This window comes from Bradyrhizobium sp. AUGA SZCCT0182, assembly GCF_018130185.1.
Classification (GTDB): domain Bacteria; phylum Pseudomonadota; class Alphaproteobacteria; order Rhizobiales; family Xanthobacteraceae; genus Bradyrhizobium.
Genome location: NZ_JAFCLY010000029.1, coordinates 37,670 through 50,313 on the forward strand (window position 1 = coordinate 37,670; position 12,644 = coordinate 50,313).

At 63.2% G+C, this 12,644-nt stretch carries 12 protein-coding genes; 8 read left to right on the forward strand and 4 right to left on the reverse strand.

From position 1 onward, the window contains the following. The first annotated feature begins 18 nt into the window (after positions 1-18). Positions 19-627, forward strand: a complete 609-nt coding sequence (locus tag JQ611_RS26895; protein WP_212266278.1) for an FMN-dependent NADH-azoreductase — start codon at positions 19-21, stop codon at positions 625-627. Between the two features lie 154 nt (positions 628-781). On the opposite strand, the gene JQ611_RS26900 is transcribed toward JQ611_RS26895, so the two are convergent. After that, the gene (locus JQ611_RS26900) at positions 782-922 is read right to left on the reverse strand and encodes a hypothetical protein (RefSeq protein ID WP_212266344.1); all 141 of its coding nucleotides are present in this window, start codon (positions 920-922) and stop codon (positions 782-784) included. Between the two features lie 162 nt (positions 923-1,084). Further along, positions 1,085-1,858 (reverse strand): glucose 1-dehydrogenase, encoded by a 774-nt coding sequence (locus JQ611_RS26905; protein ID WP_212266276.1) that lies wholly within the window; start codon positions 1,856-1,858, stop codon positions 1,085-1,087. Between the two features lie 163 nt (positions 1,859-2,021). On the opposite strand from JQ611_RS26905, the gene JQ611_RS26910 reads away from it, so the two are divergent. Continuing rightward, entirely contained in the window at positions 2,022-2,507 is a 486-nt protein-coding gene (locus JQ611_RS26910; RefSeq protein ID WP_212266274.1) for a helix-turn-helix domain-containing protein, read from the forward strand. A 12-nt stretch (positions 2,508-2,519) separates the two neighbouring features. Here the strand turns inward: JQ611_RS26910 and JQ611_RS26915 are convergent, their stop codons facing one another. Continuing rightward, positions 2,520-2,663: a hypothetical protein gene (locus tag JQ611_RS26915; RefSeq protein ID WP_212467102.1), complete on the reverse strand. Its 144-nt coding sequence runs from the start codon at positions 2,661-2,663 to the stop codon at positions 2,520-2,522. A 328-nt stretch (positions 2,664-2,991) separates the two neighbouring features. Between JQ611_RS26915 and topA the strand changes: the two genes are divergently transcribed. The 6 genes from topA to rpmG all read left to right on the forward strand — a co-directional run bounded on the left by topA (position 2,992) and on the right by rpmG (position 11,130). Next, positions 2,992-5,751: a type I DNA topoisomerase gene (gene topA / locus JQ611_RS26920; protein ID WP_212467103.1), complete on the forward strand. Its 2,760-nt coding sequence runs from the start codon at positions 2,992-2,994 to the stop codon at positions 5,749-5,751. Further along, the gene (gene rnr, locus JQ611_RS26925) at positions 5,752-8,085 is read left to right on the forward strand and encodes a ribonuclease R (protein WP_212467104.1); all 2,334 of its coding nucleotides are present in this window, start codon (positions 5,752-5,754) and stop codon (positions 8,083-8,085) included. Further along, entirely contained in the window at positions 8,073-8,513 is a 441-nt protein-coding gene (locus tag JQ611_RS26930; protein WP_212034933.1) for a DUF983 domain-containing protein, read from the forward strand. The genes rnr and JQ611_RS26930 overlap by 13 nt, the downstream gene beginning before the upstream one ends. 37 nt (positions 8,514-8,550) lie before the next feature. Continuing rightward, positions 8,551-9,288, forward strand: coding sequence for an NUDIX hydrolase (locus tag JQ611_RS26935; RefSeq protein WP_212034932.1), 738 nt, complete (start codon positions 8,551-8,553; stop codon positions 9,286-9,288). A 222-nt stretch (positions 9,289-9,510) separates the two neighbouring features. Beyond that, positions 9,511-10,836, forward strand: a complete 1,326-nt coding sequence (locus tag JQ611_RS26940; protein WP_212467105.1) for an LLM class flavin-dependent oxidoreductase — start codon at positions 9,511-9,513, stop codon at positions 10,834-10,836. Positions 10,837-10,962: 126 nt separating this feature from the next. After that, on the forward strand, positions 10,963-11,130 hold the full coding sequence (gene rpmG / locus JQ611_RS26945) for a 50S ribosomal protein L33 (RefSeq protein ID WP_027537094.1): 168 nt from the start codon (positions 10,963-10,965) through the stop codon (positions 11,128-11,130). 205 nt (positions 11,131-11,335) lie between these two features. On the opposite strand, the gene JQ611_RS26950 is transcribed toward rpmG, so the two are convergent. Further along, the gene (locus JQ611_RS26950) at positions 11,336-12,568 is read right to left on the reverse strand and encodes an MFS transporter (protein WP_212467106.1); all 1,233 of its coding nucleotides are present in this window, start codon (positions 12,566-12,568) and stop codon (positions 11,336-11,338) included. Between the last annotated feature and the right edge of the window lie 76 nt (positions 12,569-12,644).

The following is a 12,644-nucleotide window of genomic DNA, read 5'->3' on the forward strand; positions in this document are numbered from 1 at the left end:
ATACCAAGGGTGACCCAAATGAAACTTCTGCATATCGACTCCAGCGTCCTCGGCCCCCACTCCGTCAGCCGCCAGGTTTCCGCCGCCATCGTGGAGCGGCTGCGCCAATCCACCCCCGGCCTTCACGTCAGTTACCGCGACCTGACCCTGACGCCGCTGGCGCATCTGTCGGGCTCGCACCTCGCGGCGGGCCAGGGCGCCACGCCCGAGGCATCGCTGCAGCCGGACCTCGCCGCCGGCCAGGCGGTGCTGGAAGAGTTTCTCGCCACCGACATCGTCGTGCTCGGCGCGCCCATGTACAATTTCACCATTCCGAGCCAGCTCAAGGCCTGGATCGATCGCATATTGGTGGCGGGCAAGACGTTCAAATACAGCGCACAGGGTGTCGAAGGTCTGGCCGGCAACAAGCGGGTCATCGTCGCGATCTCGCGCGGCGGATTTTACGGCCCGGGCACGCCGGCCGCCGTCGGCGAGCACCTGGAGACCTATTTGCGCTGGGTGTTCGGCTTCATCGGCATCGCCAATCCCGAATTCATCTCCGCCGACGGGATCCAGGTCGGTCCTGAGCATCGCGAAAAAGCCGTCGCCGGCGCGCTGAAAGCCGCGGGCAATCTGAACGCAGCCTGAGTTGATGCGTGAGCGGTTGCCGTCACCAGAGCCTTTTCCGTTCCGGTGGAATCGGAACGGGGCTCTAGATTCTTGTTTTGACGCGTTTTCTTGACGCGAACCGGTATCCACTTCGCTGGAAAACGCTCTAGGTGCGCGACGGCAGCCGCTCCAATCAGAAAATGCCGTTGATGCGCAGGATCACGACAATCAAGGAGGCCAGGAGACCGACACCCGAAAACAGCGCGACTGAAACAAATTGCGCGGTGTCCGAGTTTTCCGCTGGGGTCGAGGAGATGCCAGTGGTCTTGGGCACGACTGGGCTCACCGGTTGTTGTTTACGAAACGTCCTCGAAATCTCAAGCAGTTGCACGCATGGTTCAATGCGCGTTCTGGCTCAGCGCCAATCCGCCGCAGGTGACACGGGAGCCGGCCAGCGTCCCGCCGGCCGGCTTCGATATTGCCGGGAAATTCGCCCCTACCCCCGATAGATCGGCGCGCCGCTTGGCGAGGCCGTAGCACCCCCGTCGACGAACAATTCCTGCCCCTGGATATGCGCCGCATCGTCGGAGGCCAGGAACAGCACCGTCTTCGAAATGTGATCGGGTTCGCCGATGCGGCCGAGCGGCGTGGTGGCGCCGATGCGCTTCTCGAACGCCTTTTCGGCTTCGGGGGTCGCCAGTGCCGCGCCCCAGATCGGGGTGCGGATCGCACCCGGCGAGACCACGTTGACGCGGATATTGCGCGGCGACAGTTCGGACGCCATCACCCGCGCCATCGCGCGCACGCCGGCCTTGCTTGCCGCGTAGGCGGAGTAGCCGGGATTGCCGAGCACCGAAATCACCGAGCCGTTCAGGATGATTGAGGCGCCATCATTGAGATGCGGTACCGCTGCCTGCACGGTGAAGAACACCGCCGTGATGTTGGTACCGATGACCTTCTCAAAGGTTTCGAGCGTGGCTGATCCAAGCGGCGTGCCGCCGGCAATGCCGGCATTGGCGAACACGACGTCGAGCTTGCCGAATTTCCCAACCGCCTGCTTGATCGCAGCCTCGGTCGCGGCGATGTCGGTGGCGTCGGCGACGATCGCAAGCGCATTTGGCCCGAGTTCTCTGGCGGCGGCCTCCAGCGTCTCCTTGTTGCGCCCGGTGATGGCGACCCGCGCCCCCTCCGCCACGAACAGCTTGGCCGTCGCAAGTCCGATGCCGCTGTTTCCGCCAGTAATGAACGCCGTCTTGTTCGCCAGTCTCACGGGAGCCTCCGATGGTTGCATTATTAAACTAAGTTGCCATCTAGGCCATCTGGTTTTATAATGCAACTACACAAGGCTGTGATCATCCAAAGCGTTTTCGAGCGAAGTGGAGTCCGGTTCGCGTGAAGAGAACGCGTCAAACAAAGAATCCGCGGAGATCGCCATGGTGAAACGCACGAGCTTCGAGAACGACGATTGCCCGATCGCGCGCTCACTGGACGCGATCGGCGACTGGTGGTCGCTGCTGATTATCCGCGAGGCGCTATTCGGCAGCCGCCGCTTCGGCGAATTCCAGAAAGGTCTCGGGCTCGCAAAGAATATCCTGACCGTGCGGCTGCGCGCGCTGGTCGATCAGGGCATCCTCAAAATGGCCCCCGCCTCCGATGGCAGCGCCTATCAGGAATATCTTTTGACGCCGAAAGGCCGCGGCGTGTTTCCGATCCTGGTAGCTTTGCGCCAGTGGAGCGAGGAATTCGACGATCATCCCGACGAGATCGCCACCATCCTGGTCGACAAGGAAAAAGGCCGCCCGGTTCGCAAGCTCGAACTCTATTCGCAAGATGGGCGGCTATTGACCGCGGCCGATACCGCGCTCAAGCCGCGCCCGGGCGCCAAGTCATCACGGAAGCTCAGGTCTATTTCGGCCTGAACAGAAGGCTGCTCACGACAGCTTGCGCTTGCTCCGCAGCCGCAGGTGCTCTTGGGCTTCCAGCTGCGCCATCCCGAGCAAATGGCTGAGGACCTCAAGCCGGTGGCGCTCGGCGAGTTTTGTCAATTCGGCAACGGTCTCCGCGATGAAGGCCACGGCCTCGTCGGGGCCGCCCTCCTCACCTGATTCAACCTCTGGCGATCGCCGATTCCTGCCCGAAGCGGTGCGCTTCCGGCCGCCCCCTGCCTTGCTCAAAAAAAATGCACCCAATCCCATGCAGTATGGACAAGGAATAACCCCTTTGCGGGCGCAACTCTAGGACGCATTTCGCAACTTTTCAGATATAAAGTCGCACTTCAAAGGCCCCTGCTCAGAATCTGTCGATTTGACAGGGGCCGCCTCACCACCCATGTTCGGGTCGAAACGGCGGTCGCGAGTCTCGCGGAACCGGCCTTTATCTTTTCCCGTAAGCTATTGGAATGACATGAATATCGTCATTGTGGAGTCGCCGGCGAAAGCCAAGACGATCAACAAATATTTGGGCGCCTCCTACGAGGTTCTGGCCTCGTTCGGCCATGTTCGCGACCTCCCCGCCAAGAACGGATCGGTCGATCCTGACGCCAATTTTCAGATGATCTGGGAGATCGACCCCAAGGCGGCCGGCCGGCTCAACGATATCGCCAAGGCCCTGAAGGGTGCCGACCGGCTGATTCTCGCGACCGACCCTGATCGTGAGGGCGAAGCGATCTCCTGGCACGTGCTCGAAGTGCTGAAGGAAAAGCGCGCGCTGAAGGACCACAAGATCGAGCGCGTGGTGTTCAACGCCATCACCAAGCAGGCGGTGACCGATGCGATGAAGTCGCCGCGCCAGATCGATGGCGCGCTGGTCGACGCCTATATGGCGCGCCGGGCGCTGGACTATCTGGTCGGCTTCACGCTTTCGCCGGTGCTGTGGCGCAAACTGCCGGGCGCCCGCTCGGCCGGCCGCGTGCAGTCGGTGGCGTTGCGGCTGGTTTGCGACCGTGAACTCGAAATCGAAAAATTCGTGCCGCGCGAATACTGGTCGCTGGTGGCCACATTGACGACGCCGCGCGGTGACACATTCGAGGCGCGGCTGGTCGGCGCCGACGGCAAGAAGATCCAGCGCCTCGACATCGGCACCGGCGCCGAAGCCGAAGACCTCAAAAAAGCGATCGAGGCCGCCAACTTCACGGTCTCGACCGTTGAAGCCAAGCCCGCCCGCCGCAATCCGCAAGCCCCCTTCACCACCTCGACGCTGCAGCAGGAAGCCAGCCGCAAGCTCGGCTTTGCGCCGGCGCATACGATGCGGATCGCGCAGCGTCTTTATGAGGGTATTGATATCGGCGGCGAGACCACCGGTCTCATCACCTATATGCGTACCGACGGCGTGCAGATCGACGGCTCGGCCATCACGCAGGCGCGCAAGGTGATCGGCGAGGATTACGGCAACGCCTATGTGCCGGAAGCGCCGCGGCAATACCAGACCAAGGCCAAGAACGCCCAGGAAGCCCATGAAGCGATCCGCCCGACCGACATGTCGCGCCGTCCGACCGAAATGCGGCGGCGTCTCGATACCGATCAGGCCAAGCTCTATGAGCTGATCTGGATCCGCACCATCGCGAGCCAGATGGAATCCGCCGAACTGGAACGCACCACCGTCGACATATCAGCCAAGGCCGGCTCACGCGTGCTGGACCTGCGCGCCAGCGGCCAGGTGGTGAAGTTCGACGGCTTCCTCGCACTCTATCAGGAAGGCAAGGACGACGACGCCGACGATGAGGACAGCCGCCGCCTCCCCGCCATGAGCCAGGGCGAAGCGCTCAAGCGGCAGGACCTCGCCGTCACCCAGCATTTCACCGAACCGCCGCCACGCTTCTCCGAGGCATCGCTGGTCAAGCGCATGGAAGAGCTCGGCATCGGCCGTCCCTCGACCTACGCCTCGATCCTGCAGGTGCTGAAGGACCGCGGCTACGTCAAGCTGGACAAGAAGCGGCTGCATGGCGAGGACAAGGGACGCGTCGTGGTCGCGTTCCTGGAAAATTTCTTTGCGCGCTATGTCGAGTACGACTTCACCGCCAATCTGGAAGAGCAGCTCGACCGCATCTCCAACAACGAGATTTCCTGGCAGCAGGTGCTGAAGGATTTCTGGACCGGCTTCGCCGGCGCGGTCAACGACATCAAGGATATTCGCGTCTCCGAAGTGCTCGATGCGCTCGACGACATGCTCGGCCCGCACATCTATCCGCCGCGCGCGGATGGCGGCGATGTCCGGCAGTGCCCGACCTGCGGCACCGGCAAGCTCAACCTGAAAGCCGGCAAGTTCGGCGCCTTCGTCGGCTGCTCGAATTATCCGGAATGCCGCTACACCCGCCCGCTCGCGGCCGACAGCGAAGCCAGCGCCGATCGCGTGCTCGGCAAGGACCCCGCGACCGATCTCGATGTTACGGTGAAGGCCGGCCGCTTCGGTCCCTACATCCAGCTCGGCGAGCAGAAGGATTATGCCGAGGGTGAAAAGCCCCGGCGCGCCGGTATCCCGAAGAACATGTCGCCCGGCGATATGGAATTGGAACTGGCCCTGAAGCTTCTGTCTTTGCCGCGCGAAATTGGAAAACATCCGGAAACCGGCGAGCCGATCACCGCCGGTATCGGCCGCTTCGGTCCGTTCGTGCGCCACGAAAAGACCTATGCGAGCCTGGAGGCCGGCGACGAGGTGTTCGACATCGGCCTCAATCGCGCCGTGACGCTGATCGCCGAAAAGATCTTGAAGGGTCCGAGCGGCCGCCGCTTCGGCGCCGATCCGGGCAAGCCGATCGGGGAGCACCCGAGCCTCGGCGGTGTCGCCGTGAAGAACGGCCGCTACGGCGCTTACGTGACCGCCGGCGGCGTCAACGCCACGATCCCGAGCGACAAGACGCCGGACACCATTACACTCGCCGAAGCCATCGCTTTGATCGACGAACGCGCGGCCAAGGGCGGCGGCAAGCCGAAGCGTGGCGCGAAGAAAGCCGCACCGAAGAAGAAAGCCGCCAAAGCCCCTGTTGATCCAGACGCACCGAAGCCCGCCAAGAAGACCGCGGTGAAGAAGGCTGCGGCGAAGCCGAAATCGGAAGCCGTCAGCAAGGCGCGCGCGCCGGTCGCGTCTGCGGCAAAGACGTCAGCAGCAAAGCCTGCAGCAGCACCCAAAACGCCTGCGAAGAAAAGCGCGGGCAAGGCCCGGGGATAAGTGAAGAGAAAACACGACAATGGCTTTCCGGCCCGGGACGCCATCGTTGCCTTCATCCGTGCGAATCCAGGCAAGATCGGCACCCGCGAGATCGCCCGCGAGTTCGGCCTGAAGAATGCCGACCGCGTCGAGCTGAAGCGAATCCTGCGCGAACTCGCCGACGAAGGCACCATCGCCAAGCGCGGCCGCAAGGTTCTCGAGCCCGCCGCGCTGCCGCCGACCGTGATGGCCGACATCACCGGCCGCGATACCGACGGCGAGCTGCTCGCCACCCCCACCGAATGGGATGAAGAGGAATTCGGCGCGGCGCCGAAGATCCGCATCCATGTTCCGCGTCGTCCGCAACCGGGCACCGCCGCCGGGGTCGGCGACCGTGCGCTGCTCCGCGTCGAGAAGACCGACGACACCGCTGGCACGCCCTATCGCGGGCGTGTCATCAAGGTCATCGACCACGCCCGCACCCGCCTGCTCGGCATTTTTCGAAAGCTGCCCAATGGCGGCGGAAGGATGATTCCTGTCGACAAGAAGCAGGCCGGGCGCGAATTGAACATCGCAAGCTCAGACACCGGCGGCGCCGAGGATGGCGATCTCGTCAGCGTCGATCTCGTGCGGACGCGCGGCTTCGGCCTGGCGTCCGGCAAGGTAAAGGAGCGGCTCGGTTCGCTCGCGACCGAGAAAGCGGTCAGCCTGATCGCGATCCACGCCCACGACATTCCGCAAGCCTTCACGCCATCCGCGTTGCACGAAGCCGAGGAGGCAAAGCCGGCGATACTCAAGGGTCGCGAGGACTGGCGCGAAGTACCGCTCGTCACCATCGATCCGCCCGACGCCAAGGACCATGACGACGCCGTTCATGCCGCACCCGATGACGATCCGAACAACAGGGGCGGCTACATCGTCCATGTCGCGATCGCCGATGTCGCGTTCTATGTGCGGCCGGCCTCGGCGCTCGATCGCGACGCGCTGACGCGCGGCAATTCGGTGTATTTCCCGGACCGCGTGGTGCCGATGCTGCCCGAGCGCATCTCCAACGATCTGTGCTCGCTGGTGCCGGGCGAGCCGCGCGGCGCGCTCGCGGTGCGGATGGTGATCGGACCTGACGGCCGCAAGCGCTCGCACAGTTTTCACCGGGTGCTGATGCGTTCCGCCGCCAAGTTGAACTATGCGCAGGCGCAGGCCGCAATCGACGGCCGCCCCGACGACACGACTAGCCCCCTGCTCGAGCCGATCCTCAAACCGCTCTATACGGCCTATGCACTGGTAAAGCTGGCGCGTGACGAGCGTGATCCCTTGGATCTCGATCTGCCCGAGCGAAAAATCCTGCTCAAGCCCGACGGCACCGTCGATCGCGTCATCGTGCCGGAGCGGCTGGATGCGCATAAACTGATCGAGGAGTTCATGATCCTCGCCAACGTCGCCGCTGCCGAAATGCTGGAGAAGAAGGCGCTGCCGCTGATCTACCGCGTGCACGACGAGCCGAGCCAGGAGAAGGTTCATAACCTGCAGGAATTCCTGAAGACGCTCGACCTGCCGTTTGCGAAAGCTGGTGCGTTGCGCCCCGCCCTGTTCAATCGCGTACTGGGCCAGGTCCGCGGCGAGGACTACGAGCCGCTGGTCAATGAAGTGGTGCTGCGCTCGCAGGCGCAGGCGGAATATTCGGCGGAGAATTATGGCCATTTCGGCCTGAACCTGCGGCGCTATGCGCATTTCACCTCCCCGATCAGGCGATACGCCGATTTGATCGTGCATCGCGCGCTGATCCGCGCGCTCGGCCTCGGCGAAGGCGCGCTGCCGGACACCGAAACGCTGGAAACGCTGAGCGAAGTCGCCGCACAGATATCGGTCACTGAACGCCGCGCCATGAAGGCCGAGCGCGAGACCGCCGACCGGCTGATCGCGCATTTCCTCGCCGACCGCATCGGCGCGACGTTCCAGGGCCGCATTTCCGGCGTCACCCGCGCCGGGCTGTTTGTGAAGTTGTCTGATACCGGCGCCGACGGGTTGATCCCGATCCGCACGCTCGGGACCGAATATTTCAACTATGACGAGACGCGCCATGCGCTCGTCGGCTCACGCAGCGGTGCCATGCACCGGCTGGGGGACGTTGTCGACGTACGTCTGGTAGAAGCAGCACCTGTAGCTGGCGCGCTGCGGTTCAAGTTACTATCTGAAGGCAAGGTCATTCCGCGCGGCAGAAAACAGGGCGGCCGCCGCGAAGGTTCGAAACCGCCGGTCACGTCATCGAAGACGCGTCCGGGCCGCAGCCCGCATAAGGAACGCAAGGGCAAAGCAAAGCCCGGCAAATCGAAGAGAGGCAAGTCATGGAAACGGTGAGCCCCGCGACGACAGTCTGGACCAGGGAATCCGTGAAGGGCGAAAAGCGCGATCTCTGGACCGCGATGAAGCGCGGCTTCATGTGCCGCTGCCCGCGTTGCGGCGAAGGCAAGCTTTTTCGGGCGTTCCTGAAGGTCGACGACCATTGCAAGACCTGCGGCCTCGATTACACGCCGCACCGCGCCGATGATTTGCCGGCCTATCTCGTCATCGTCATCGTCGGCCACATCGTGGTACCGGTGGTGCTGTGGGTGGAAACCAATTATTCACCGGCGATCTGGCTGCAGATGGCGATCTACCTGCCCTTCACCTTCCTCTCGTCGCTGTTGCTGCTGCAACCGGTCAAGGGCGCCGTGGTCGGCTTCCAATGGGCGCTGCGCATGCATGGCTTTGACGAAAATGCCCCTAGCGACATTCCGCCGGTCTAGCTAAACCAAGAACAACAAGAGACTGAACGGGGATGGAATGACCGAAGCAGCGCCTGCAATCGTCGAAGGAAAAGAAGCCGATCACCATCCCTATTTCCGACCGAAGGATGCCGCGACGCTGATCCTGATCGACCGGAGCGGCGACAAGCCGAAGGTGCTGGTCGGCAAACGCCACGACAATGTGGTGTTCATGCCGGGCAAGTACGTTTTCCCCGGCGGCCGCGTCGACAAGGCTGACAACCGCATTCCCGTTGCCGCGCCCATCACCGGCGAACTCGAAGCCAATCTGCTGAAGGGCAGCCCGAAGATCGCGCCGTCGCGCGCACGTGCGCTGGCGGTAGCAGCGATCCGCGAAGCCTGCGAGGAAACCGGTCTCTGCCTCGGCCGCAAGGTCGAGAAGCCCGTCAAACTCGAAGGCGCCTGGCAGCCGTTCTCGGATGCCGGCCTGCTGCCCGATCCGTCCAGCCTGTTCCTGATCGCACGCGCGATCACCCCGCCCGGCCGCGTCCGCCGTTTCGACACCCGCTTCTTCACCGCCGACGCATCGGCAATCGCCCACAAGGTCGAGGGCGTGATCCACGCCGACGCCGAACTGGTGGAGCTGGTTTGGGTCGAGATCGGCTCCAAACCGCTCGCCGATGCGCATGCCATGACCAAGAACGTGCTCGCCGAACTCGACCGCCGCCTCGCCACCGGCCCGCTGCGCCACGACGCCCCGGTGCCGTTCTTCCATTTCTACGGCGGCAAGATGCAGAAGGACGTGCTGGGGGCGTAGGGCTCGGCTCTCACAGCGTCATTGCGAGCGAAGCGAAGCAATCCATCTTTCCCCGTGCGGAGATGTGGATTGCTCGCTTCGCTCGCAATGACGGTATTGGCGGCGTAGAATCCTTCTCTCCCGATCCCTTAAATTGCAAGATTCTTCCCGTCTCGCCCGATGGCGCGGCCTTCACCCATGCCTATCTCTTTCGTCAACAGCAACGAACACGGAAACGGGGCGATGGCACAACGGCAACTCAAGCTCGGCGCGTTCATGCGGCCGGTTTCTATCCACACCGGCGCGTGGCGCTATCCCGGGGCTTGGCCGGACGCCAATTTCAATTTCCCGCGTATTAAGAAACTGATCCAGAAACTGGAAGCCGGCAAGTTCGACGCCTTCTTCATGGCCGATCATCTGGCCGTGCTGAACATGCCGGTCAATGCGCTCAAGCGCAGCCACACCGTGACCTCGTTCGAACCGTTCACGCTGTTGTCGGCGCTGGCCGGCGCCACCGATCATATCGGCCTGATCGCGACCGGTTCGACCACGTTCGACGAGCCCTATCACGTCGCGCGCCGCTTCGCCTCGCTCGACCACATCAGCAATGGGCGCGCGGGGTGGAATATCGTCACCACCTCCAATCCGGACGCCGCGCTCAATTTCGGGCTCGACGATCACATGGAGCACGCGGAGCGCTACAAGCGCGCGCGCGAATTCTATGACGTGGTCACCGGCCTGTGGGATTCCTTTGCCGACGATGCCTTCGTGCGCGATGTCGAATCCGGCCTCTATTTCGATCCCGCCAAAATGCACGTGCTCAACCACAAGGGAAAATATCTGAGCGTCCGCGGCCCTCTCAACATCGCCCGCCCGGTGCAGGGCTGGCCGCTGATCGTGCAGGCCGGCGCCTCCGACGACGGCCGGCAACTCGCGGCAGAGACGGCGGAGGCCGTGTTCACCGGCGGCGGCAGCCTTGCCGATGCCCAAAAACTCTACGCCGACATCAAGGGCCGGATGGAAAAAATCGGCCGTAACCCCGAGCATCTCGTTATCCTGCCGGGCGCGTTCGTCGTGGTCGGCGACAGCGTCGATGAGGCAAAGGAGAAGCGCGCAAAGCTCGACAGCATGGTGCATTACGACAGCGCCATCGCCTCGCTGTCGGTTCAGCTCGGCACCGACGCCTCCGGTTTCGATCCAGACGGACAATTGCCTGACATCCCCGAGACCAATGCCAGCAAGAGCGGCCGCCAGCGCCTGGTCGATGTCGCGGCGCGCGACAAGCTCACCGTGCGCCAGCTCGCCCAGCGCGTCGGCGGCTATGGCGGGCTCTCCTTCGTCGGCACGCCGGTGACGATCGCCGACCAGATGGAGGAGTGGCTGACGAGCCGCGGCAGCGACGGTTTCAACATCATGTTCCCGTTCCTGCCTGCCGGCCTCGACGATTTCGTCGACAAGGTGGTGCCGGAACTGCAAAAGCGCGGGATTTTCCGCAAGGAGTATGAGGGCAAGACCCTACGGGAGAATTTGGGGCTGCCGAGGCCGAAAAACCGGTTCTTTGAGGGTTAATTGCCCGGATTCATACCGGTATTTGCCCTGGAAACCTTGACTTTGGGCGATCAGAAGCTAGGTTGCCCGGCAAATGCGGGCCGATTTGGCCGGCACCCGATTTTCACACATCAAGGGTTCTGAACAATGGCCAAAGCGGTCACCATCAAGGTCAAGCTCGTTTCCACGGCGGACACCGGCTTCTACTACGTCGCCAAGAAGAATTCGCGCACCATGACCGACAAGCTGGTCAAGAAGAAGTACGACCCGGTCGCTCGCAAGCACGTCGAGTTCAAGGAATCGAAGATCAAGTAAGCGTTCGAAACGCTGCTGTCTGACTTGAACGGGGCCTCACGGCCCCGTTTTCGATTCCGGGTTCGTGTCCTGGACACGGTGCAGCGTGCAACGCTGCTCCGCAAAGCCGGGACCCAAACACGCAAAGTGGATAGACCCCGGATCAGCAGCGCATCACGCCGCAAGCGCGGCGCGCTGCGCTGCATCCGGGGAACGCAAGCAAAAGCTACACCGCTTTGACCAATGGCGGCTCACTAGGCCGGATCAGCGCGAACGCCACCTGGATGATACCGCCGGCCAGGCCCAGCGCGACACCGATCCGCCACGCCATGGTGTAGGAGCCGAGCTGGTCGTAGATCAGCCCGCCGCCGTAAGCGCCGAGGAACGAGCCGAGCTGGTGGCTCATGAAGGCGAGGCCCTGGATCATCGCCTGCCATTTCAGGCCGAACATTTCGACGACGGCGCCCGCCACCAATGGGCCGACGCCCATCCAGAGGAAGCCCATGATCGCGCCGAACAGCAGCGTGGTCGCCGGCGTTGCCGGCAGCATGAAGTACCAGGCGAGCGCGATCGAGCGGACGATGTAGATGCCGCCGAGCAGCGCAAGCTTGTTCCAGCGCTGGCCGGCCCAGCCGAAGAACAGGCTGCCCAGCACGTTGAAGCCGCCGATCATGCCGAGCGTCTGCGCGCTCAGCATCGGATCGAGGCCGCAGATCAAAAGATAGGACGGCAGATGCGTGGTGAGGAACACGAGCTGCATGCCGCAAACGAAATAGGCGCAGGTCATCACCACGAACGATGCGTTGCCGAACGCGATCTTTGCGGCGGTTGCAGCCGAAGCGTCGCCGATGTCGTCGACCGCCTTGGGCGGCAGCGGGATCTTGTCGGCCCTGCCCGCGTACCAGGCCGCCGGCAGCATGAACAGCGACAGGATCACAAAGCCGGCGACGCCGGCGCGCCAGCCAAAACCTTCATTCAACATCTGCCCGATCGGCGCCGACACCAATGCGCCGAGCGATCCTGCCGCCGAGACCATGCCCATCACGGTGCTGCGCACGGTGGCCGGCACGGCGCGCGCCGCCACCGACATCGCAATCGCATTGGCCGTGCAGGCCAGCGAGAAACCGATCAACACACCCGCGCCGATCAGGATCGGGATCATCCCCTGCGCGGTCGCCATCAGGGCAAGGCCGACGATGTACATCAGCGTGCCCACGATCATGATCGGGCGGAAGCCGTAGCGCACCGTCATGGCGCCGGCCACCGGCTGCAGGAATCCCCAGGCGAGATTTTGTACGGCCAAAGCCAACGTGAAGTCCGACACCGAAATCCCGATGTCCTTCGTCAGCGGCTGCATGAAAATACCAAAACTCTGCCGCAGGCCCATGCTCAGGGTCAGCATGACAGAAGCGCCGATCAGGATGGGGAGCGTTGGACGCAGGATTTGCAGCAGGGTCACTGTTTTTATTCTCCCTAGCGGCCGCGATTCAAAAGCCGCGTCCTGCAATTGGCATCTGAAATAGTTACACAGACCT

What these genes read in the sequence shown, in the direction of transcription:
- rpmG (WP_027537094.1), top strand. Translation starts at nt 10,963, where the DNA reads ATGGCCAAAGCGGTCACCATCAAGGTCAAGCTCGTTTCCACGGCGGAC.
- topA (WP_212467103.1), top strand. Translation starts at nt 2,992, where the DNA reads ATGAATATCGTCATTGTGGAGTCGCCGGCGAAAGCCAAGACGATCAAC.
- JQ611_RS26930 (WP_212034933.1), top strand. Translation starts at nt 8,073, where the DNA reads ATGGAAACGGTGAGCCCCGCGACGACAGTCTGGACCAGGGAATCCGTG.
- JQ611_RS26935 (WP_212034932.1), top strand. Translation starts at nt 8,551, where the DNA reads ATGACCGAAGCAGCGCCTGCAATCGTCGAAGGAAAAGAAGCCGATCAC.
- JQ611_RS26895 (WP_212266278.1), top strand. Translation starts at nt 19, where the DNA reads ATGAAACTTCTGCATATCGACTCCAGCGTCCTCGGCCCCCACTCCGTC.
- JQ611_RS26910 (WP_212266274.1), top strand. Translation starts at nt 2,022, where the DNA reads ATGGTGAAACGCACGAGCTTCGAGAACGACGATTGCCCGATCGCGCGC.
- JQ611_RS26940 (WP_212467105.1), top strand. Translation starts at nt 9,511, where the DNA reads ATGGCACAACGGCAACTCAAGCTCGGCGCGTTCATGCGGCCGGTTTCT.